This is a genomic window from Bacillus sp. TH17 (assembly GCF_016651125.1).
In the GTDB taxonomy this organism is placed as follows: Bacteria; Bacillota; Bacilli; order Bacillales; family Bacillaceae_G; genus Bacillus_A; species Bacillus_A mycoides.
Map to the genome: position 1 here is coordinate 374,254 of NZ_JAEKEN010000003.1, position 23,593 is coordinate 397,846.

Genomic DNA, 23,593 nt, shown 5'->3' on the forward strand with positions numbered 1-23,593 from the left:
TAATATTAACTAAGATTATTTTTGTTAAATATTTAACCGTTTATAATTTCCCCACCATTCACGTGCAGAATTTGCCCTGATATGTAAGATGCATCATCAGAAGCCAAGAATACATAAGCAGGTGCCACTTCAAACGGTTGACCGGCTCGCTTCATAGGAACGTGGTCTCCAAATGTGGCAAGCCATTCTGGAGGCAAAGAAGATGGAATTAATGGCGTCCAAATTGGTCCTGGGGCCACACCATTAACTCGAATTCCTTTCGGTACCAGTGATAATGACAGCGAACGTGTAAATGAAACAATGGCTCCTTTAGATGAAGCGTAGTCAATTGCATCTTGATCTCCATGATAGGCACTAAGGGATGTTGTATTTATTATAGAGCTCCCTGAATTCATGTATGGAAGAGCGGCTTTCGTCAAAATAAACTGCGAAAAAATATTTGTGTGAAAAGTACTTGCTCGTTGGTTTGAATCTACATCAAGTAGATCGTTCTTTATGTATAGTACACCGGCATTATTCACCAAAATGTCAATACGACCATACTGGTGAATTGTTTGCATTACTGCTTGTTGGCAATGCTGCTCATACCCAATATCACCTGGAATGGTAATGCAACTACGACCATACTTTTTGACATAGAACTCCGTTTCTTTTGCATCACTATGTTCATTTAGGTATGAGATCGCTATGTCTGCACCCTCTTTCGCGAAAGCCACAGCGACAGCCCTTCCAATTCCACTATCCCCACCAGTTATAAGCGCTACCTTATTTATAAGTTTACCAGCTGGTTTATAATCGGGGTTATCAAATATAGGTCTAGGTATCATTAATGATTCAATGCCAGGTTTACTTTGTTGTTGAGGTGGGAAACCCATCATAATCACTCCTCTCTGAATTTTCATGTAATAAATGAAATTCTGGTATAGGTTATGATTATCATCAGGAAAATATATCCTCCACAAGGAATTAAATAGAGGAAGTGAAGGGGGCTTAATACTGAGTGAAGAATAATGTACGACTATTTCATGAATATCGTTCCATAAATAGATATTTATATTTCTCAGCTGATATCTTAATATACAATTTATAATTTATTGTCTTAAACAAAGATAGTAAAATAAAATACAAAACATAAAAAATATATGGAGAAGTAACTCACTATGAGGGCAAAAATCGAAAATGGATGTAAAAACACTTTTGTCACAACAATGGGCAAGCTGCTTAGATGAAGAAGACTGGTTTCCGCCACTTGAAAAAGTGCTAAAGAATATTACTTTTGAAAAGGCAATTTGGAAACCGGAGGGGGAAATGAATTCCATTTGGGAATTAGTTTGTCATTTATTTTTCTATAAAAAGAGACTTCTGATGCGATTTCTTGGTAAAACAGCGAATGAACCCCAAGCAGAAGATAATGAATCTACATTTCGAAGACTATTTAACATCTTTTTATTGTAGTAAATGAACAAGAAAGAGGTTATTTACTACAGATTATCTAAACCATCAAATCAAAATGAGAGTTGTAAAGTGTTTAATTTACATGTAGAAAAATAAAAAACCACTTAGAGTGGTTTTTTATTCGCGCATTGCTCCTGCCTCACGGGAGGTCATTGCTCCTTGCCCTTGGCTAACATCTTTTTGAATTTCTTGTTTTACTTTTTGTGCATCAGTTCCCGCAAATTTTTGTTTCATATTAGAACCCAAATTTTCTTTGTCTTGTTGATTCTGTAGCATAAAAGTCCTCCTTTATTTATTGATTTAACAATCCTATTATTTACAAAAACACTTAGTATATTCCAAGGATTCGATTGAAATTCACTTAAAATAAAGGGACTTTCGTTTGAATAATAAACATATATTCGTTGTTCAACTAACGTATGCGTTAGTTGAATATGACAAATGCCTTAAAAGATAGCCTGTATCAATAATTACTTGGTAATCATCGATACAGGCTTTATATTTCAATAACTAATCGTCTTTCTATATATTTAATTTAATATCCTTACTATCTTTACTGTTAATATTCATGTGTCTTTAATCTGTTGTATTGTTTTGAACGTGCTTGAGTGGAACTTGTTGTAAATATCGGAAATATCTTTTTAGAGATATCTTAGTTTTGAACCCCATTCTACTTACCAATTCATCTTCATTTATTCCTTGCTTAATAAGACGGAGAATAAATGTATTCCTCATCTGCTGTGCAGAAATACGCCTATTTAAATCTGCTCGTTTCACTTCAAGTCGTATCATTTTTTGAATAGCAACCTCAGACAATGCCTTTGGTGCATCGATTTCGTATACCCATCGGTATGTTCCACGATTAAAGTCAAATGCAACAAAGAAGGGATTATCTGTATAGTGCCGAGGCCTTACTGGTTCCGGAATCATTTTATAATATTTATATAGTTGTTTTGTATCCTCTCCCGTTAAAGAGATAGATCTAGTCATACCATTTTCCACTGGAACAATTAAAGTATTACTAGCAAACTGTATATGGCTCATATTAAGCGATACAAGCTCTTGCAAGGATAAACCATAGTTTACTACTAAATTTATTATACAAGCGTTTCTATCCATAATAAGAGGGCGATATTTAGCTTGTCTTTCTGTTAATCCCTTTGTTGAAAGTATCGTTTGTTTTAAATGCTTTTCTTCCGTTGCAGTAATAAAATCCTTATCACTTAGTGATTGATCAGGAATTAAGGAGAGGTGAAACGCATCTAATGGACTATCTATCCCTAAAAACATGTTCAATTTCTTTAAAACCACCCATATTCTGTGCCTTGTTTTCTCGGAATATTTGCGCTTGCTTTCTAACTCAGAGAAATACCCCTGATAATCTTTTGGAGATAATTCATTCCACGATTTGATATGAAAAAGTATCTCATTTACTTCTAACCATTTAAAAAAATCCTTAATATCGTAAGAATAACGTTGTATCGTAGAATGTTTTCGACCTTTTTCAATTAAGTAATTAGAAAAAGCTTCTAATGTTTCTTCTAACCTAATTGTCTCGTTCATTATAATCACCTAATTTCTTTGGGTATATTATAACAGAAAATAGGTGAAAGACCTGCTACCGCCCTCTGCTATGCACGGTTGCTGGCATATCAAAAACGCAAACGGACAAACAACCCTTTGCATTTTTGATATGTTGATTATTATTTACAAAGCCAAATGAATAAGGCTATCATAATACTCCAAAAAGGGAGTACAAGTAATAATCCCCAAAAAACCCCTTTAAAAAATCTAATTTCGTTATATTCATTCATTGCTATATTAGTTGTATTTTTTAGTACGACCATGTTTAATCCTCCAATTATTAATTGATTATAAAATGAAAAAAGGACAAACCTCGTCCTGGTAGGGATACGTAGGTTTGTCCTTTTGTATGTGGGTAATGATATGTTTAATTACCATTATTATAACTGAATTAACAAATATTTTCAATTAGGTCATACTTCTTATTAACAATCATACTAGTAATAATAAAATCTATTATAAATATATATCTTATATATTAAAAAGAAATAAAGATAAAACTTTTATAGGTTATCAAAAATAGGGAAAAGACCTACTCCTACAAGGGATAATTTGATGTTAGAACGTAAAAAATCATAAATAGTAGAAAATGTATCCGTAGATTCAACGATTGTTAGACTTTCAATTCTACAAAAAAGCAGAAAGGAAATCATATGTTACTACATGAAATCGGAAAGAAATTGATACAAATCACATTATATTTATTCAACTGTGGAAATAGGGCTTATTTTCTTTATTTTGGTAAATAGAGCAGTATTTAACGTGCAATTATCCACATTTTGTTCAGATAATGCAGCTATTTGTTAACATTACTCAGTATTTACACATAACTCACATTATTTTTGATGATTTTTATTAGATATATTCAACGACACTAGTATTCTCAAGGATATTGGGAAAATATTATTCACATTTGATCATATTTGTCCTCATATCCACTATTTTTATAAATATCCTTCTGATTTTTTGTAGATATAAAATCAGATGTTTTACTATACGTGAAGAATATTCAATATGTAGTGTGGAGATTCTTCTATAGGTAGAAGAGGATTTGTATAGAATTGTATAAAAAAAGACTCCATTTTACATGAAGTCCTTCTGATTTGGTATTTATAAATAGGGTAGTAGAAAAGGGGGGTTAATCAAACAAACACGAATAGCCCTCTACTTTCGATTTTTTCAAAAATAGAGAGCTTGTTGCTATTATTTTATTTCCATTGCGGTTAGCACCTGATCTGGAGCTGTTATTGTTACACCAGCACGTACTAAACGTTCGAAGGTACGCATAAACTCTAGTAAATTAAACTGCTTTGGCAGCTCAATAACACGAAGTTTTTCTTGTGGCAGCTTATCAATTGCCTCGATAAACCATTCACGTACATCACTTGGAATCGTGCGTTCTTTATGGCCACGAACTTTTAATTTTTCACGCATTTCAATTTCTAAAGCGATATATGTATGGAGATTCACTCCCTGATCATATGCATATTTTCTAAATAACGTTTCTTCCTGGTATTTTAGATAATTACGGTGATAAGACTCTTCCGTCACTGGTATCGCAAACTTCTGCTTCAGTAGTGCATGCACATTTTTAAACATCTTCTTAATGTTGCGAAGAGAGTACATGGAATAATGTAGACCAAAATTAAAGACAGCTTGTTCACGGTCACTATTTCTCTCTTTTGGTACATGTTGCGCAATAAGAGGGTAGATGCCTTCTTTCGCCGCTGTATCAAGAATTTGATATTGAGATGTTTGATGTAACAGTTTTTTCAATGTATATACAATTTTCGTTGGATATCCTTCTTTTCGATCAACCATGTCACGAAGTCCACGAATTACACCACGAATTTGACGATGACAAGTATGCTTTAATACATGAATGAACTTATTCATGTCTGAAGACAGTTCACCGATATTCATTTCTTGTAGAACTGATTCGATGAATTTTGCTTTACGAGCATAGGTAGCTTTTGGTGTAAATGGATCCCTGTGTTGCTCTTCTCCAGATTCTTTCGTACATAAGAAGTCCGAATGGATAGATAGATATAAGGTTGTATATCGTTTTGTATGCCTTACACCTTTTTGCATTTTGCAAATTTTGAATAGGGGATTACCCGTACATGGTAAAGCAGTTGTTAATTCTTCGATAACCGCACGGATTTGGTGCGGATATTTTTTATGTAAGAAACGATACATCCCACCAAAGTGAGTTTTGTTGCCCCTTTCGTCCTGCTTGTCCAAAGAACGCTTTAAAGTTGTTTCTGTATGTTGTTGCATAGCAATGTCTAAGAATAGTTTCTTAGCTGCTACAGATAGCTTAAAGAAAGCCTTTGTAAATACAACAGGACTAATATATACGTATGGATTAGCCTTTTCTGTTTCTTCATTCATAAAATGAGTCAATTTGATTGTATATCGACCATCTACGCCATTTTCGATAGAGATTATGTTATGTATACTTAATTTCTTTAGAGCAATATAGAACTGAGAATGCTGGATGTATGCAAATTCTTCTTTATATTGCTTGTAATCTTCCCACATCATATGTATCGTTACATTTGGAATGACACCATTAGTAAAGCATTTTTTATGTAGATATAAGAACACTTCAAGATCTGCATTCGTAATACCATATAACTTATGTTTTCTTCCTGTTTTTTCTGCAAGTGCAGACATTGCTCGACGTGAAAAAGATGGTTTCGCTTGTTCGACAAAGCCTTCTACATCCGCAATACGTTCTTCGTATGTCATGTGCTGCAGAATATCTTCTAAATATGTATCTTTATAGCTGTAGTACTTCTCCTCAAATGTTGCAACAAACTTCTGCCAAGATTTTAGTGTAACTAAAACAGCATTTGTTGTTTTTCCATTTAAGCTACGCTGATTTTGAATAATAAATGATTTCCCCATCTTTTTCACCTCCGTTCTGCAAATTCAGAAATATATGTCAAAATACTATAAAATGTACCAATTTTGATTATAGCAAATCGAAAATTGGCGAAAGGTGCTCCTTTAAGAAGAAAGATAGCAACTTGCAACAGCTTATAAAGCTAGGTGTATCAAGGGATATGAGAATTCTATTAATTTTTTTTGTGTTAAGGATACCGCAAACGTGTTGCAAGTTGAATTATATGTATAAGAATAAGTAAAAAGTCATCTCCCCACTTGATATATAAGGGATTAGATTGAAAATGACAAAAAAGTTAGGGTAAGGATACCGCAAACGTGTTGCAAGTTAAGAAGTACGCTTATTAATCATGAAATATAACGATTATCGTTGATGTGATAGGTTTAATTAGATTTGTATGGATTACGATAGGGTGAGGATACCGCAAACAGTGTTGCATCTTATGCGAAAAATAAGGGTAAGGATACCGCAAACGTGTTGCAAGTTGAATTATATGTCTAAGAATAAGTAAAAGCACCTAATTCCTTGATATATAAGGGATTAGATTAAAAAAGACAAAAAAGTTAGGGTAAGGATACCGCAAACATGTTGCATTTTATTTGAGTAACTTGTTGTAAATATAAAAAAATCACTCAAAAATTTAAAAATAGAACGATTTTTTGTGTAATGTATTAGGTTGAGAAAAAAATATACTGTTGCAAGTTAGACGAAATAGGGTAAGGATACCGCAAACATGTTGCAAGTTGTAGAGTAAAGGAAAGAAAAGCGCAAAAGGAATGCAAGTAAAGAGGTATAGGGAAAAGCAAGAGCAAACGTGTTGCAAGTTGAAGAGTAAAGGAAAGAAAAGCGCAAAAGGAATGCAAGCAAAGAGGTATAGGGAAAAGCAAGAGCAAACGTGTTGCAAGTTGAAGAGTAAAGGAAAGAAAAGCGCAAAAGGAATGCAAGTAAAGCGGAATAGGGAAAAGCAAGAGCAAACATGTTGCAAGTTGAAGAGTAAAGGAAAGAAAAGCGCAAAAGGAATGCAAGTAAAGAGGAATAGGGAAAAGCAAGAGCAAACGTGTTGCAAGTTGAAGAGTAAAGGAAAGAAAAGCGCAAAAGGAATGCAAGTAAAGAGGAATAGGGAAAAGCAAGAGCAAACATGTTGCAAGTTAAGGAATTAAGGAGAAGAAACCGCAAAATCTTGTAAATATCTGTTACAATAAATTAAATATAATAGTAGTAAAGATTTTTATGATGAAAACTACTTTGTTGTGATCCATGGTTTAGGGAGGAATATAAAGTGGATAACTTATTACAAATGTTCCGAGATGCATTGCTAATCTCTGAGCCAATTTATAAAACGAACGAGCTATTATGGAACAAGTGGAATGCGTACTTTAAAGATGTTGAAAATAATAATAACAAAGTACTAACCTCACACTATGCTTCTCCATCATTTACTGCATTAGTATCTTGGTTAGAGAAAAAGCAAGAATCCGGAATTACATTAGTACAAATTTATGCGAAGATTGATTCTTATAAGGAAGAAATATATAAGGAAATTGAAGAGTATATAGAAAAAGAATTTCAGAATGTAGCGCATTCAAATTCCATAATATTAGAAAATGATCAAAATATAGATAAGACAAATATAGTGAACCATGAGGATTATTACGAAGTAAATAATTCTGCTGTTTATTATAAACTAAGAGATGGAATTGCAAAGAATCAATTTGAAGAAGATGAAAAAAGTAAAGTCCTACAGTATCCCATTGAAACGAAGTCTTCTAATGGTGTAGCTCAACTTTCTTCACACAAAGACGAGGATTTAAGACTTACAAACAATGAAGAATCAGCTCGATGGAATACCCTTGTTGATGATGTAATGAGTAATATGGATGATTTGACGGCAGACTGTTTAGATGCAATTACAATACAGTGGATAAATGAGGCGAAATCTCCAGATGAATTCATTGATTTTTCATACGAGCAAGTTTTAGAGATGTGCAATATTCCAAAGACAGTCGTTAAAAATAAAGAATATTATCGAGCGGAAGATAAAATTAAAATAGCGAAGAGGATTGCGGCTTTAGCAAGCATTTTTATCTATTTAAATGATGATAATGAGGTCGTAGTACTAAACGATCGTGATGACGAAGGAGAACGAGTAGAATTAAAGCGTGAGGTTATTAAAAGGTTATTTGTTTTAGATTCGGTTGTATTGTGGAGACATAGTGTTACAAACGAATATATGGGGATTGAATCTTGTCGTATTAAGCCAGGTAGTTTTTTAACGAATTATTTATACGGATCAAATAATACAACAGCATTATTGTCTAAAAAGGCCCTTGAATACAATAGTTATAGACATAAATATCATAAAAGGTTAATTCGATACTTAACATGGCAATGGAGAATTAGACAAATGTATTCATCATTGAAAAAGCCCTATTCCATAGGAGGGGATAAGGGGCTACTAGCAGTAATGGATATTCCAAAAGATTGGAAGCCGAATCGTATTAGAGAACAGCTAGAGAATGTTTTAATGGATTTAGAAAATGAAAAAGTAATCTCTCATTGGGAGTATAGTGACCCGCTTGATGAACAACAAATTGGGAAACGTAACTGGTTTAAAAATTATTACGCTAACTTAGGGATAACTATTTTACCACCTGAGGAAATGCTACAGTCAATGGATAGTGGAATAGGAAAGAAATTTATAGAGGAACCACAAGAGCAATTACCTGTAGTAACAGTTGTTGAAGAGGTTAGGGAGACTGTGGAACCAGTCGAACAAAGAGAGAAGAAAATTCGGGATCAAATACTGAAAGTGCATAATGAAAAAAATGTAAGTATTCGTGAAATAGCAGATGAAGTTAGTATTTCGCCATCTACGCTGTCTAGATTTTGTAATTATAAAACAAAACGCTTGTCTAAAAAAGCATTAGAAAAGTTAACAAAATGGTGTGAAAGACAAGAAATATTAGAGAAGATGTAACGTAGCCTAAAAACTACTTTTTTATTAAGAAATAGCGAAAATGAAAATACACATACATTATGTATGTGTATTTTATTTAGAATAATAGATGATAGGAACCAACTACTGCATTTTAAAATAACTGTTGATATTGTTTTGTGAGAATGAATTCATTTAATATATTAGTTAAAAGGGGGAGTATTGAAAATGAAATTAAATAATTGGGATGAAATTAGTATTGAAAAAAGTACAAGCATTGATAAAGAAGAAATGGAGTTATTATTACTAGCTGATCCTTCATCAGAAGTAGTTAATGGATACCTTAAACAAGGGGACTGTTTTGTTTTAAAAAAGGATACTATTACTGTGGGGATTATGATTTTAATTCCTACTCGTCCTGAAACAATTGAGATTATAAATATAGCAGTTTCTGAAAAAGAACAGGGAAAAGGATATGGAAAATATTTGCTGGGGTTTGCTATAGACTATGCTAAAAAAGAGAAATATAAAACCATAGAAATAGGGACGGGAAATTCTAGCTTAATGCAATTAGGCCTTTATCAAAAATGTGGGTTTAGAATAACAAATGTGGATAGGAATTTTTTCTTACGCAATTATGAAGATGAAATATATGAAAATGGTATTCAGTGTATAGATATGATTAGGTTAACGCAATATTTATAAAAAAATTAAAAAGTAATCATATATCAAAAATCGTAACTCTCAGTTGATTGATGAGATGTTACGATTTTTTTTGAATAATGTAAACCTTAACGCTTCATTAAAAAATGAAGTATGTGAGAAGGCCTGAATTGAATTGTAAATTCTTTTATTGCAAAGTTATTTTTAGAAAAGGTATATCATTTATGGTTTGAATTTAAAAATATTTCAAAATGTTTTTTATTATTCAGATAGATGTTTCTCTATTAATTTCAATAAAAAGTAAAAACAGTAAAAAATATTACAGTTAATAATAATTGAATACTCTTATTAACAAATTGATGAGTTATATCTTTCGAATTAAAAGAAGGAAAATTCTTTCTTTTTTTGGGGGGATTAAAAAAATGCAGCTATAACAAGTATCACGTCATTTTTATAATATAAAAATATAAGGTTTTATAGATTATTATTTTTATGATAACAAATTTTTTTCTATATTGAGAAAGTGAAAAAAAGAAAAAAATTGATTGAATCCCATAAAATAACATGTGAACATTATAGATATAAAAAAATACCTCGAAATTCTAGGGTTTTTTTTGTGAATTTAAATATGTATCTTATTAGGAGGAATGATAGTGTTAATAATTTAGTTTGTTCCATTGTTTAATAATTTACGTGCATCTATGGGCTTTCATAACGCGCAATTATCAATTACTGGTAAAAATTTTGATATTAAATTTCTGGGGAAGTGATAAGTAATGGTCACTGCATTAAATAATGAAATTAAAAAATCATTAGTTGAAAAAATTGTGAATAAAAGTGCGTGTATTGGATATATTGGTCTGGGATATGTTGGACTACCATCGGCTCTTAAATGTTTAGAAGCAGGTTATGAGGTAAGAGGATTCGATAAAAGCACAGCTAAAATAGAAAAATTAGAATGTGGAACAAGTTATATCAGTGATATACAGGATACCGAAATCCAAGATGCTTTACATACAAATAGGTTTTTTATTAGTACAGAAATGAAATATATAAATGGATGTGATGTTGTCGTTATATGTGTTCCTACTCCTTTAGAAAAAGATAGTAAACAACCAGATTTAACATATATTCATTCAGCAGCTAATGAAATAGTCAAGTACATTAGAAAGGGTACATTAGTCATTCTAGAAAGTACTACTTATCCAGGTACAACAAGAGAAGAGATTTTATATAAATTAGAACATGAAACCAATTTTGAAATTGGTACAGATATTTTTGTAGCGTACTCTCCAGAGAGGATTGACCCTGCGAATAAATCATTTTCAATCCAAGATATTATTAAAATTGTAGGTGGAGTTACGTCTAATTGTACAGATTGTGCTGCAGCCTTTTACAGTAACCTAATTAATGGGATCCATAAGGTCAGTAGTCCAGAAGTGGCAGAGACAGCGAAGTTATTAGAAAACACTTACCGTTTTATAAATATTGCATTTATTAATGAAATGACACAAATATGTAATGAATTAAACATTAATATTTGGGAAGTAATTGATGCCTCTGGGACTAAGCCGTTTGGATTTCAAAAATTCTATCCAGGTCCTGGTGTAGGAGGACATTGTATTCCAATTGATCCTATATATTTTAAGTGGATTGCAAATAATAAAGATTTGGCAACAAGAATGATTGATGTAGCACAAGAAATTAACGAAAACATGCCAAATTATATTATTAAAAGGGCATTACAGTTACTACAAGATGAAGATGGAAAGAATGTTCTTATGATTGGCGTAGCATATAAGAAAAATGTTAATGATGCTAGAGAATCGTCAGCTTTGGATATTATGAATGGTTTAATGCTAGAAGGGTATAACGTCGATTACCATGATCCATTTATTGAGGATCTAATTGTGGACAATCATAATTTGAAAAAATCTATCGATTTAACTATGAATGCATTAAATAAATACCATTTAATTATTGTTCATACGGATCATGATTGTATTAATTTTAATTTGTTCAATGAGGCAAATTGCTTAATTTTAGATACAAGAAACATATTTAAAGATGAATCAATATATAAAAAAAATATTATATGTTTGTAGGTGATTATATGGTAGAATTTATTCCTTTTTATCGACCAGAAATAAATGATGAAGATGTTGAGGGAGTTATTCGTGCTCTTAAGTCTGGATGGCTTTCAAAGGGGCCAAAAGTGATAGAGTTTGAAGAGAATTTAAAAGAATATCTAAATACTGAACATGTAGTAAGTTGCAATTCAGGGACTGCGGCGTTACATTTAGCGTTATTGTCTTTGGGGATTGGATTAGAAGATGAAGTAATAGTTCCAAGTTTTACTTTTTGTTCAAGTGTAAACGTTATTATGCATGTAGGTGCAAAACCAGTATTTGTAGACATAGATGAAGAGGATTTATGTCTTGACCTCCATGATGTTAAAAGAAAAATCACTAAAAAAACTAAAGCCATTATTGCAGTTCATTTTGCTGGATACCCAGCCAAATTAAAAGAACTTCAAAAGATATGTAAAGAACACGGGTTATTTCTGATAGAGGATGCGGCTCATGCATTAGGAACTAAGTATGATGATACTTTGATTGGTACACATGGAGATATTATTTGTTTTAGTTTTTATGCTACTAAAAATATAACAACAGGTGAAGGTGGAGCGTTAGTCACTAAAAATGAGGAGATTGCTGAAAAAGCTAGATTATATGGTTGGCATGGCATCACCAAGAATGCATGGAATCGTTATGGCGAAAAAGGAAGTTGGCGTTATGATGTTCTATTACCTGGATTTAAGTATAACATGATGGATCTACAAGCTAGCTTAGGTATTAGTCAGTTAAAAAGAGCTGATGAAATGATTGAAAAACGAAAGAGAATAGCGGAAATATACCAGGAAGAATTAAAAGAAATCCAAGAGTATATAACATTACCTAACTATGTAAACAATCCAAGTATAAAACATGCATGGCATTTATTTGTTATAAAGATTAATCCTAATTCTCCTATCAGTAGAGATCAGATGATTCAAGAAATGAAAAAGAGAAATATTGGGCTGAGTGTTCACTTTATTCCCGTTCATATGCATCCATATTATCAAGAGAGATTTAATGTACATTTACCCAAAACAGAAGAAGTATTTGATCAAATTATTTCATTACCATTGTATAGTGCACTTACAGAAAATGAGGTTGAACATATCGTTACATCTTTAAAAAGTTTATACCAATTAAAGGTAGGGAGGTAAATATTTATGAAGATAGGAGTTATTGGTGGCGGTGGATTTATTGGTAAACATGTTACAAAGGAGTTAATAGCAAGAGGTTATGAAGTAATTATATTTGATAAATTTAAACCAAGTATTGATGTTCCTTTTGAAGAAATTGATATCTTAGATATTGCGACATTAAGAGAAAAGCTTATTAATGTGGATGGGGTCATACATTTAGCTGCATTAGTAGGTGTTGATAATTGCCGTTCAAATGAAGAAGATGTAGTCAGGGTGAATTTTGAAGGCACGAAAAATATTGTAGAAGTTTGTATAGAAAATGGAATAGATAAGTTATTATTTTCTTCTAGTTCCGAGGTGTATGGGGATGGTGTGAGTATTCCGTTTAAAGAAAATGATGTCAAAATTCCCAAATCAGCTTATGGAAAAGCCAAATTAATGTCAGAAGATTTTTTGAAAGAATATGCTAATAATAGTTTTAAAGTCAGAGTGGTACGTTATTTTAATGTATACGGTTCACAACAAAATGATAACTTTGTGATTTCTAAATTTTTAAAACAAACTCATAACGGCGAAAATATTACTATTTATGGGGACGGACAGCAAATTAGATGCTTTAGTTATATTAGCGATATTGTTAACGGAACTATATTAGCATTTGAATATGAAGGAGAGAATTTTGCTGATTTTAATATAGGAAATAACAAGCCTATATCTATGGAGGAATTAGCGGGAAAAATCAATGAGTTAATGGGAAACAAAAGTGAAATTGAATTTCTTAATTTAGGAGATAAGGGAGTAAGAGATTCTAACATAGAAATATTCAGAAGAATCCCTTCGATAGAAAAAGCTCAATTATTATTAAACTATCAACCAGTTATTTCATTAAATAAAGGGTTAGAGATAATAATAGAGGAGAAATATGGAAACACAGTATCTATATCCTAAAAACCCAAAAAAAATTAAGTATCCAATATATCCTTCTTTTTGGAGTATATTTGATCATATATATTTTTTGAAAAGTATATATAGATCCAATCATTCTAATCTAAAAGAGAGTTTACAAACTCTCTACCCTAATTCCGAAATTATATTAACTAATAGTGGTTCGTCGGCATTAGTAGCAGGGTTAAAGTATCTAAAGATAAAAAAAGAGGATGAAGTAATTTTATCAAATTTTAATTGTCCTAATGTAATAGAGGCTGTATTAACAGTAGGAGCAAAACCTGTATTAATTGATTTGACTACTGATTACTCACTTTCTCTTAATAAAATAAAAAAATACTCAAATGAAAATACAAGAGCAATTATTCTTACACATGTGTATGGATGTCATGAAGATTTAGAGGTTATTAATTGGGCCAGAGACAATGATATTTATATAATTGATGATGCAGCACAAGCAATGTTCTCTTATCAAAACGAAAAATTAATTGGTAGTTTAGGTGACATTGGAATTTTAAGTTTTGGGGGAACTAAACCCATCCCAAGTATAGGGGGAGGAGCATTACTTCTTAATCGTACGGTAAATGACTCGTGTGATATGGATGAAGAAAAGAAAGAAGAAGTGCTTTTAGATTATAAAAACCACCTGAAAACGCAATTAGCTTTAAGAATTAAGAAGAGTAGGCTACTGAGTTTATTTACTGATTATTGGGAAAAGCCAGGGATTCTTCCTTCTTATAATGATAGCAAATTGGATTCTTTGCCAGAGGAAACGGAAGTTATATATCCAAAAACAATGTCCACATTACGCTCATTGTTAATTGATAAACACTTAAAGAGAACGAAAAAGATTTTAGAAATTAATATATGTAATGCCAGTTTGTGTTATACGATGCTGCAATCAATTGAAGAAAAGTACGGGGTAAAGATTATATATTCAGCTCAGAATGTCTATTTGAATTATTTTACTATTATATTCAAAGAACTATCTGATAGATATGAGTGTTCTGTATATTTAGCGGAAAAAGGAATACAAACTTGTTGGAACTATCTACCTTTGAGTGAAATTCCTATTTTTTCGAAGTACGCTACCGAGTCAGAAAATATAGATTTTTTATGGCCAAGAGTATTATCAATACCTTTTAAATATCCTTTAGGGAATAAAGACCTTAAGTATATATGTAGTCAAATTCTAATATATTTAGAGAAAAAGAAATAAAAGGTGATTATATGGAAATTGAAATATGTACTGATGCCCAATATTGGGATGCCTGTATGGAAGAATACAATGGTTCTGTATTTCATTGTTATAAATGGGGAAAATTAATGGAATTATTACCTGGTGTTCAATTTCTTCCAGTACTAATAGAAACAAGAGATACAGTAGTTTTATCTCCTATGTATGTACAGGATGGTAGACTGCTAGGAAGTTTAATTGGTTATGGAGGCCCAATAATAATTGGCCAAGATAAAATAGATTTTTCATTTTATGAATCAATAATAAATAGAAAGTTTGAAAATAAAATTCAAAAACTTTTATTACCTATAACGATAAATCCTTTTCAAAGTTATAGTAATGAAAAGTGGGATTATAAAGAAACTTATATGTTAGACCTACCAAATAGGTTTGAGGATTTATGGACGTCGTGTTCTGGAAAAGCTAGGACAAGTGTAAGATATGCACGTAAACAAAATGTTGAAATTCGGCCTATAGCTTCTGAGGAATTAGATGAATTTTACAATTTATATCAGGAACATAATAACAGTATAGGAGCGAGTTACTCATTTAGTAGAGAGTTTTTTAATCATTTATTTCTTAACTTACAAGAAAAAATACTTTTCTTAGGGGCATTCTTAGAAGAAGAACTAATTAGTTCCAGCATTTTTATAATGGATAAACAAGTTTTATATTACTGGATCAATATTAATAATACCATAGGGAAAAATTCACAATCTTCATATTTGCTACTAAATGATGCGTTTGAATTAGCAATTCATAATAAATTAAAGTATGCGGATTTAGGATATTCGCATAATAAAGGAATTGCTAGACCAAAGATATACTGGGGAGCAGTTTTGAAAAAATGTTTTTGTTTAAAAGAGAGGATTTAAACTATGATTATTAGTGGCCACCAACCAAGTTATTTACCTTGGTATGGTTTTTTTGAAAAAATTCATAAATCGGATGTGTTTGTATTTCATGATATAGCACAATTTGAAAAGAAAGGTTTTTTAAATAGAAATCGTATTAAAACTTCCCAAGGAGTATCCTGGTTAACGGTTCCGATGCAAATGAAAAATTATAAAGAAATCCCATTGAATAAGTTAAAGATAGACAATACACAAGATTGGGAGCGAAAGCATTGGAAGACAATAAGAATTAATTACTCTAATGCGCCCTATTTCAATGTATACAAGGATTATCTAGAAAATTTTTATTCAGAAAAATGGGATAATCTAAATAGTATGAATATGAACTTTATTCATTTTATTATTCAAGAATTAAATATTGATACGGAATTATATTATGCATCAGAGCTAGAGGGGATTACAGGGAAAAAAAGTGATTTTGTATTAGAGCTTTGTCAAAAGTTTAATGCCAATACTTATTATTCTGGAAGTTTAGGTCAAGATTATTTAATAGAAAGTGATTTTGAGCATGAAAATATAGAAATCATATACCAAAGGATAAGAGAGTATTCTTACCCACAGTTATTTGGAGAGTTTATACCGCATTTATCTATGCTAGATGTTTTATTAAATTGTGGTCCAGAGGAAACAGAAAAATTTATTAAAGGAGTTTAAAATCATATGAATGTACTTGTATTTGCTGCACACCCGGATGATGAAATTATTGGTGTTGGTGGAACAATAGCAAAACACGTGAAACAAGGTGATGATGTACATGTTGTAATCCTTGCAGAGGGGAAATCTTCGAGATCTAAAGAATACAGAGAACTAGATTTAGAGGTTAAGAGCCTGTCTTATAAAGAAACGGAGGGGGCATGTACTACACTTGGTGTAACAAGTTTTGCGAGATTAGATTTTCCTGATAATCGTCTTGATACATTGCCATTACTCGATGTTGTAAAAGAAATTGAAGAGCACATTAATAAAATAAATCCTACGATTATTTATACTCAATATGGTGGAGATATAAATATCGATCATACTGTTGTTTATAGAGCAGTGATGACAGCTACACGGCCTCTACCAAATAGTAATATTAAATGGGTGTTTGCATATGAAACCTTATCTTCTACTGAGTGGAATTATAATGAGAAAGATAAGTTTCTTCCTAATTATTTCGTAAATATTGAAGAACATTTGGAGGCAAAATTAAATGCAATGAAACATTATGAATCGGAGTTAAGGGAATTTCCTCACCCACGTTCAATAGAAGCAATGAAGCACAATGCTTTTGTATGGGGAGCAAAGTCAGGATATAAAGCGGCTGAAGCATTTATGTTAGTAAGAGGAACATGGTAGGTGAAGAGAATATGTTAATACCGCAGGTACCATTCTTTGGATTAGATAGCAAACAAATTGATTTAAAATGGGTTGAACAAGGTTATGGATTAGAAGCAAATATTTTTGATGGAGAATCTTTACATGATAAGTCATATACAACAAAGTTTTCAGATGTACTTTCTTTTGTTCAAACACTTAATCCATCTTTATTAACCTTGCATTTTCCAACTGATAATGCAGACTATTTAAATAGTGAATTTATAAAAAAACAGTTATATGAGTTTATTAATCTTGCTATAAAATATAACGCAGCAGGTATAACAGTTCATGCTAATCAATTTATGAACATAGCAGAATTTCAAAAGTATAATCTTATTGATAATAGAAAAAGAATTATAGAGTTCTTTAAAATGATAGATGAGGAAATAAAAGGAACCAATATATGGATAGGTGTTGAAAACTTACCCATCATTGGAAACTTAGGTGATGACTTTGATCCTATATTTGTATACCCAGAAGATTTTAATGACTTGGTAAATTTAGATTTATCTAATGTTGGAATAACGTGGGATATATGCCATTGGTCTATCACTTATCTTACACGTCTAGGTATTTCTAAATTATTAAGACAAGAGGAAATTGAGTATAAAGACTTTCATAAGTATATAAATTTAATGAATCATATCAAACATTTACATTTTAGTTCTTTTAAACATTTGACGATTCCTTATAGTGAGGTACGCTGCTTTGAGGGAGAAAGTCCGACTAATGGTTCTATTAATGAACATTTATTACATGAAACTTTATTAAAAGTAAAGAATCAAGTTTCACGTAGAAATATAGGAATTGTATTCGAAGTACAGGAGACTGATTATACAAATAGAGTGAAATCATGGGAGACTCTTAATTGGTTCCAAAAGAATATTACTGGCATACAAGCAAACTCGAATTTTTTAAAGATATAAAAAGAGTTACTGCTTTAATATCATAACAAGTAGTTTGAGTTAGAGATGATTTTAATGAACCTTTTCTTCTAAATAAGTATGTTAGGAGGGAAGGTTTTACTATTAATGTTTCCTAATAAAAGGGAGGACAAATGAAAAAATTAACTATTATCCAAAAAAACATTGTAAGTTTTGGAATTCTATTTCTTTTCTTTTTTAGTAATCCATCTGGAGAACCAGTAAAAGTAAATGCTATGGTTAATAATAATCTGTATTCTCCTGTGACAGAACAAGTTCGTGCTAATCGTGCCATTGAGCATATACGTTTTCTTTCTGAAAAAATTGGTCCACGGCCAAGTGGGACTATGCAAGAACATAGAGCAGCTAAATACATTGGAGATACATTGCAGAAATTAGGATATGAGGTTGAGTATCAAGCATTCCCTGTACCTGATCAATATATTGGAAGTATTTCTTTTAGTATGTATGGGGAAAAAGATTGGCAGGTTGGGGCAGCATCTAATGCATTTATATCTACAAATCCAGTGGTTGGCTCAGTAGTTTTTATAGGAAAAGAAACCAATATTAATAGTTTATCTGAGTCGATCCATGGGAAGATAGTATTATTAGAACAAGCCGATACTATTGAAAAATATAATGAACAGGTTGAGCATGTAGCAATAAAGGGAGCAAAGGGTGTGTTGTTATATAGTACGATTGGGGATAGAGGGAACTATGGAGAAGCTTTTAATCCAGTTTTAAAAAAGAAACAATCGATACCTGTATTTGGGCTTGCCTATAATCAGGGGATTAGAATGAAAGAAAAGTTATTACATAATCACAATGTAGTCAGTTTAAAGGCAAAGCAAGAAGTAAATTTACGCTCATCAAATGTTATTGCGAAAAAAAAGCCTAAACATACGACAGGTGATGAGGAAGTAACAATAATGAGTGCTCATTATGATAGTGTTATTGGGGCACCTGGAGCAAACGATAATGCTTCTGGAGTAGGGCTTTTATTAGAGTTGGCTTACAATTTTAAGGATATAGAGACTAATAAAGAAATTCAATTTATTGCTTTTGGAGCGGAAGAAAATGAATCTTTAGGAGCTTATCATTATGTTAATCAGTTATCAGCTAAAGACAAAACACGTATTCGAGGAGTGTTTAATGCAGATATGATTGCAACAAGTTATCATCAGGCTAAGAATTTATATGCAATGACGTTAGATGGCTCTCAAAATGAAGTAACAAATACTGCTGTAGCTACTAGTAAAGAATTGAGGAAATCGGTTGTGTTAACTGGAAAGTTTGATTCTAGTGATCATGTACCATTTAATCAAGCTGGAATTCCCTCTGCTTTATTTATATGGATGGATGTAGAGAGTTGGGATCCTCTTATTTATCATGTTGAAAGGGTTTTCCATACACCTCAAGATACCGTTTTAGAGAACATCTCGGCTCAACGTATGCAAGATGCACTGGAGATTATTGGTACGAGTTTATATTATTTTATCAAAAGATAAGTATTTTTATGAATTGGTAGCTTATTTTGCTAAATTTAGATTTTGGTAAAAGTGTTATAAAGCTCTTTACGTAATAAAAAATATACAGTGAGCATAGGTGAGGTATATATGAGAAGTACATGGAAAGAGTTCAAGGGGATGGACCTTAATGTATGGATCCGCTTTATTGGAGAAGCTTTAAATGGTATTGCAATGATGATGTTAATGCCATTTTTCGCATTATATTTAAAGGATAAAGTGGATTCTTTGCTTGAGGTAGGTGTGATCATAGCTTTATCTCCAATTGCAGCAAGTATAGGCTCGTTAATTGGAGGACATATAGCAGATACTTATGGCCGGAAACCAACTATGGTACTCTCTATGGCTAGTAATGGGTTATTAATGCTGTTTTTTTTGTTCATAGATGGTTTTATAGCATATGCAATCTTATCTATCGGTTTAGGGTTATGTAACTCTTTTTTTGAACCAGCCGCATCTGCGATGGTTACGGATGTAACAGAACCAGAAAAAAGAACTGAGGCATATGGATTACTTAGAATGGCTCATAATATAGGAGCAGCGATAGGTCCTATAATTGGCGCAGCAGTTGTAGTTGTATCAAAAGATGTCATCTTTTTGATTACTTCTGGAACCATGCTGTTTTATACAATATTAATGGTACTGTTTTTAAAGGAAACAAAACCTAAAAATGTCATGATACATGAAGAAACACCTGGAAATTCAATAAGATCCACATTAAGAGTTGTTATAAGGGATAGGATATTACTTTTCTATATAGTTACAGGAATCATTATATTTATGGGATTCTCGCAATCGGAAGGTATGTTACCGCTTCATTTTAGTAATGAGAAGACAATGATTTTTGGAAATAGTAATCCATTCCCATATTTAATGACGTTAAATGGCCTATTAGTTGTTTTTTTTCAATTTCCCATTTCAAAATGGTTAACTCACAAATCGATTGGGAAATCAATGCTATATGGCGCAATTCTTTTTGGTATTGGTCTTTTGGCAATAGGATGGTTACCAAAGTGGTTTCAAGTAATAAACACAAACGATTTAGTTATTTTAGTTTCATTATTAATAGCTTATACAGTTTATACTTTAGGAGAAATGATTATGTCACCTGTCCAAATGACTTTCGTTGCTAATTTAGCTCCAGAACATTTGAGGGGTACTTATATGGGAGCCGCTAATCTGCAGTGGATTACAGGTAATATATTAGGGCCTCTTTTAGGCGGTTTATTACTGGAGCATCTTCTAGGGCATATATTATTTACAATCTTAGGTGTGGGATGTGTTATGTCTGGATTTGTTTACTTATTATTAGATAAACTTGTTGAGAATAGAAGTAAACAGATACCTATAAAACAAACATCTTAATTTTAAAAGTGTTATCAAGTTGAAAAAAATTTCTATTTTATGAATTAAGTAAAGCGCACGTTTATTAACAATAAACGTGCGCTTTGCTTATTATCATTTATAATGTATTGAAATTAATTCATACATAGTAACTTTGACAGGCTACGGTTTTAATACGATAAAAATTAATTTGATTCTTCTTAGTCGACTACAATCAGATTTCTTGTCTTATCAATATGATTAAGTAGCATATGATACTCTTCTTCATACATAGTTAAACGTTGTAGAAGGGTTTGATTCTCTGCTTCTAAATATTCAATTTGCTTTTGTAAATTTGTCAATTCATTCACTTCTTTATAATTTTGTAGAAAGATAATAATGTCATCTAATGTAATAGATAAAGAGCTTGTTTCTTTTGTTTGTTGGATGGGGGACTTGTTATTTCCAGTTTTTTGATTTTGTTTAGCCTGTTGTATTTCTTCTTCGTATTGTTTTCGTACGCATGAGTTCCAACGAAATCCGCAAGCAGCAGGTGTCCTAGCTAATTGCTTAGCTACCTCTTTAAATGCAGCTAATTGTGTTCCACCGTCACGAATATTTTGAAGTACTATTGTTGCGAGAAGTGAATCGTTATCGTTAGTCCAGGAATCTTGTCTTGAAATTACCATTTTTCAATCCCCCTTATATGCCTTTAATTACATATATGCAATTACTTAAAATGATAGAAGCCCAACTTCTCTTAAAATGTAAAGGTTTTATACTTAAATAAGAGATCGGTTTAATATGAGGAGAATAAGACTCAAATTAAAATAATTAGGAGTAAGTTGATAGAAGTATACACTCTGTGAACTACCCGCCACTTAACGTCCTAACGGACTGTTTGAAGTGGGGGCTTCTCGGTTAGTCGTTACTTTTGATAGCTAACGAATTCGTCCTAAGACAGCCGAGCTAACTCCCTTGTTCCAAAGGTTATTTTATTGCTATTTACGCTAACACTAATAGACGTATTGCTTCATTTTTGATATTGATAGCTGCGTTATAATCTCTATCGAGATTTACACCGCATATACAAGAATATACTCGTTCAGACAATGACATATTTTTTACATTTCCACAACTGCTACATGTTTTTGTGGAAGGAAACCATTTGTCTATTTTCACAAGTTGTTTTCCTTGTTCGTTTAGTTTATAAGCTAAGAAAGAAATGAATATACCCCACCCATTATCAGCGACACTTTTTCCAAAATGAAGTGCTTGCGACATTCCTTTCATGTTTAGGTCTTCAATAGCTACAACATCAAAATGAGTAGCCAACTCTTTAGACTCATGATGAAGGAAATCCTTACGTTGGTTAGCTGCTTTCTCATGTAACTTAGCTACACGAATACGTTGTTTATTCCAACGCCCAGACCCTTTATTGCGTCTTGCTAATACTCGTTGTGCCTTTGCTAATCGGTCTAACATGTTACGATAGAACTTAGGATAATTGGCTTTCTCACCCTCAGAACTAACATATAATCCATCCATCGCAAAGTCTAATCCAACAACTGTTTCTACTTCTTTTTGTACAATCTCTTTTTCGTATTCAGTCAAGATGGACACATAGTATTTACCAGTAGGTGTCATAGAAATCGTACATGACTTGATCATATAATCTTGTGGTATCTCTCTATGCTGTTTGATACGTACCATTTTCAGTTTTGGCAATTTGATATGACTATTAAGCAACATAATATTTCCGTTTACTACATTCGTTGTATAAGACTTTCTGTCTTTTTTACTTTTGAATGTTGGGAAGTCATTTTGACCACTAAAGAAATTCTTATAGGCAGTTTGCAAGTGTAGTTGAGCATTTGCCAGAGCTAATGAGTCAACTTCTTTTAACCACTCAAATTCTGCTTTATATTTCGCGGGAGTTGGAGGCTTTTGTTTCCTTAGTTGTTCCTTATCATCTTTGTATTTTTCGTACGCTTCTTTCCGTTCTGCTAACATTCTGTTATACACGAAACGTACACAACCGAAGGTTTTACGCATAAGATATGCTTGTTCTTCTGTTGGATACAAACGGAATTTATATGCTTTATTATGCTTTGTCATATCATTTCACCTCACTTTTCATCTTGATTTTCAATATATTTCTTTACTACATCTATTGGCGAACCACCAGTAGTTAGTAAGCAAAAACTTCTTGACCAAAACATCTCTTTCCAAAGTTTCGTTTTCACTTGTGGAAAGTCTCTCTTGATTAGTCGAGAACTTGCACTCTTATAAGCATTGATGAATTTTGTCATTTCTGTATTCGGATGTGCCTTGAACAAAATATGAACATGGTCTACATCATGATTCCACTCTACCAGTGTTATGTTGTAATTCTCGGATAACCTGATAAACATGTCTTTTGCATAATCTGACATATCATCATCAAACACATTTCTTCTGTATTTTACGACCAACACAAGATGATAATACAATAAGAACACTGAATGATTATTGCTGTCTAGTTTCATTAATATACCAACCTTTGCGCTTTATAAGACTGATTAT

The 23,593-nt window shown here is 32.0% G+C and carries 21 protein-coding genes; 14 read left to right on the forward strand and 7 right to left on the reverse strand.

The window, feature by feature from the left end; all coding sequences use genetic code 11:
- Positions 1-32: 32 nt before the first annotated feature.
- Positions 33-875, reverse strand: coding sequence for an SDR family oxidoreductase (locus tag JFT95_RS28295; protein WP_193653448.1), 843 nt, complete (start codon positions 873-875; stop codon positions 33-35).
- A 304-nt stretch (positions 876-1,179) separates the two neighbouring features.
- Here JFT95_RS28295 and JFT95_RS28300 point away from each other — a divergent pair, with 304 nt between their 5' ends.
- On the forward strand, positions 1,180-1,455 hold the full coding sequence (locus JFT95_RS28300) for a DinB family protein (RefSeq protein ID WP_242312071.1): 276 nt from the start codon (positions 1,180-1,182) through the stop codon (positions 1,453-1,455).
- A gap of 117 nt (positions 1,456-1,572) precedes the next feature.
- On the opposite strand, the gene JFT95_RS28305 is transcribed toward JFT95_RS28300, so the two are convergent.
- The 3 genes from JFT95_RS28305 to JFT95_RS28315 form a co-directional block, all read right to left on the reverse strand.
- Positions 1,573-1,731, reverse strand: coding sequence for a hypothetical protein (locus JFT95_RS28305; protein ID WP_201053938.1), 159 nt, complete (start codon positions 1,729-1,731; stop codon positions 1,573-1,575).
- A 300-nt stretch (positions 1,732-2,031) separates the two neighbouring features.
- Positions 2,032-3,018 (reverse strand): tyrosine-type recombinase/integrase, encoded by a 987-nt coding sequence (locus tag JFT95_RS28310; RefSeq protein ID WP_201053941.1) that lies wholly within the window; start codon positions 3,016-3,018, stop codon positions 2,032-2,034.
- 1,224 nt (positions 3,019-4,242) lie between these two features.
- On the reverse strand, positions 4,243-5,952 hold the full coding sequence (locus JFT95_RS28315) for a hypothetical protein (RefSeq protein WP_201053942.1): 1,710 nt from the start codon (positions 5,950-5,952) through the stop codon (positions 4,243-4,245).
- Positions 5,953-6,726: 774 nt separating this feature from the next.
- On the opposite strand from JFT95_RS28315, the gene JFT95_RS28320 reads away from it, so the two are divergent.
- The 13 genes from JFT95_RS28320 to JFT95_RS28380 all read left to right on the forward strand — a co-directional run bounded on the left by JFT95_RS28320 (position 6,727) and on the right by JFT95_RS28380 (position 21,070).
- Positions 6,727-7,110, forward strand: a complete 384-nt coding sequence (locus JFT95_RS28320) for a hypothetical protein (RefSeq protein WP_201053943.1) — start codon at positions 6,727-6,729, stop codon at positions 7,108-7,110.
- A 119-nt stretch (positions 7,111-7,229) separates the two neighbouring features.
- Positions 7,230-8,927: a helix-turn-helix domain-containing protein gene (locus tag JFT95_RS28325; RefSeq protein ID WP_078205758.1), complete on the forward strand. Its 1,698-nt coding sequence runs from the start codon at positions 7,230-7,232 to the stop codon at positions 8,925-8,927.
- 186 nt (positions 8,928-9,113) lie between these two features.
- Positions 9,114-9,590 (forward strand): GNAT family N-acetyltransferase, encoded by a 477-nt coding sequence (locus JFT95_RS28330; RefSeq protein ID WP_201053944.1) that lies wholly within the window; start codon positions 9,114-9,116, stop codon positions 9,588-9,590.
- 734 nt (positions 9,591-10,324) lie between these two features.
- Complete coding sequence (locus tag JFT95_RS28335; RefSeq protein ID WP_201053947.1) at positions 10,325-11,653, forward strand: nucleotide sugar dehydrogenase; 1,329 nt, start codon at positions 10,325-10,327, stop codon at positions 11,651-11,653.
- Positions 11,654-11,661: 8 nt separating this feature from the next.
- The gene (locus JFT95_RS28340; protein ID WP_002068789.1) at positions 11,662-12,819 is read left to right on the forward strand and encodes a DegT/DnrJ/EryC1/StrS family aminotransferase; all 1,158 of its coding nucleotides are present in this window, start codon (positions 11,662-11,664) and stop codon (positions 12,817-12,819) included.
- 6 nt (positions 12,820-12,825) lie between these two features.
- Positions 12,826-13,749, forward strand: a complete 924-nt coding sequence (locus JFT95_RS28345) for an NAD-dependent epimerase/dehydratase family protein (protein WP_201053948.1) — start codon at positions 12,826-12,828, stop codon at positions 13,747-13,749.
- Positions 13,724-14,965: an aminotransferase class V-fold PLP-dependent enzyme gene (locus tag JFT95_RS28350; RefSeq protein WP_201053950.1), complete on the forward strand. Its 1,242-nt coding sequence runs from the start codon at positions 13,724-13,726 to the stop codon at positions 14,963-14,965. The genes JFT95_RS28345 and JFT95_RS28350 overlap by 26 nt, the downstream gene beginning before the upstream one ends.
- An 11-nt stretch (positions 14,966-14,976) precedes the next feature.
- Complete coding sequence (locus JFT95_RS28355) at positions 14,977-15,858, forward strand: GNAT family N-acetyltransferase (protein WP_201053953.1); 882 nt, start codon at positions 14,977-14,979, stop codon at positions 15,856-15,858.
- A 3-nt stretch (positions 15,859-15,861) separates the two neighbouring features.
- Positions 15,862-16,551, forward strand: a complete 690-nt coding sequence (locus JFT95_RS28360; RefSeq protein WP_002204149.1) for a WbqC family protein — start codon at positions 15,862-15,864, stop codon at positions 16,549-16,551.
- A 6-nt stretch (positions 16,552-16,557) separates the two neighbouring features.
- Positions 16,558-17,235, forward strand: a complete 678-nt coding sequence (locus JFT95_RS28365; protein ID WP_078205764.1) for a PIG-L deacetylase family protein — start codon at positions 16,558-16,560, stop codon at positions 17,233-17,235.
- 11 nt (positions 17,236-17,246) lie between these two features.
- The gene (locus JFT95_RS28370; protein ID WP_078205766.1) at positions 17,247-18,182 is read left to right on the forward strand and encodes an apurinic/apyrimidinic endonuclease family protein; all 936 of its coding nucleotides are present in this window, start codon (positions 17,247-17,249) and stop codon (positions 18,180-18,182) included.
- A 131-nt stretch (positions 18,183-18,313) separates the two neighbouring features.
- Complete coding sequence (locus tag JFT95_RS28375; protein ID WP_201053955.1) at positions 18,314-19,687, forward strand: M28 family peptidase; 1,374 nt, start codon at positions 18,314-18,316, stop codon at positions 19,685-19,687.
- Between the two features lie 108 nt (positions 19,688-19,795).
- Positions 19,796-21,070 (forward strand): MDR family MFS transporter, encoded by a 1,275-nt coding sequence (locus JFT95_RS28380; RefSeq protein ID WP_085313271.1) that lies wholly within the window; start codon positions 19,796-19,798, stop codon positions 21,068-21,070.
- A 179-nt stretch (positions 21,071-21,249) separates the two neighbouring features.
- Here the strand turns inward: JFT95_RS28380 and JFT95_RS28385 are convergent, their stop codons facing one another.
- The 3 genes from JFT95_RS28385 to tnpA all read right to left on the reverse strand — a co-directional run bounded on the left by JFT95_RS28385 (position 21,250) and on the right by tnpA (position 23,556).
- The gene (locus JFT95_RS28385; protein WP_002144287.1) at positions 21,250-21,717 is read right to left on the reverse strand and encodes an RsfA family transcriptional regulator; all 468 of its coding nucleotides are present in this window, start codon (positions 21,715-21,717) and stop codon (positions 21,250-21,252) included.
- A 316-nt stretch (positions 21,718-22,033) separates the two neighbouring features.
- A complete protein-coding gene (locus JFT95_RS28390; protein WP_201053957.1) occupies positions 22,034-23,146 on the reverse strand; it encodes an RNA-guided endonuclease TnpB family protein in 1,113 nt (370 codons plus the stop codon).
- 11 nt (positions 23,147-23,157) lie between these two features.
- Positions 23,158-23,556 (reverse strand): IS200/IS605 family transposase, encoded by a 399-nt coding sequence (tnpA, locus tag JFT95_RS28395; protein ID WP_113937393.1) that lies wholly within the window; start codon positions 23,554-23,556, stop codon positions 23,158-23,160.
- Between the last annotated feature and the right edge of the window lie 37 nt (positions 23,557-23,593).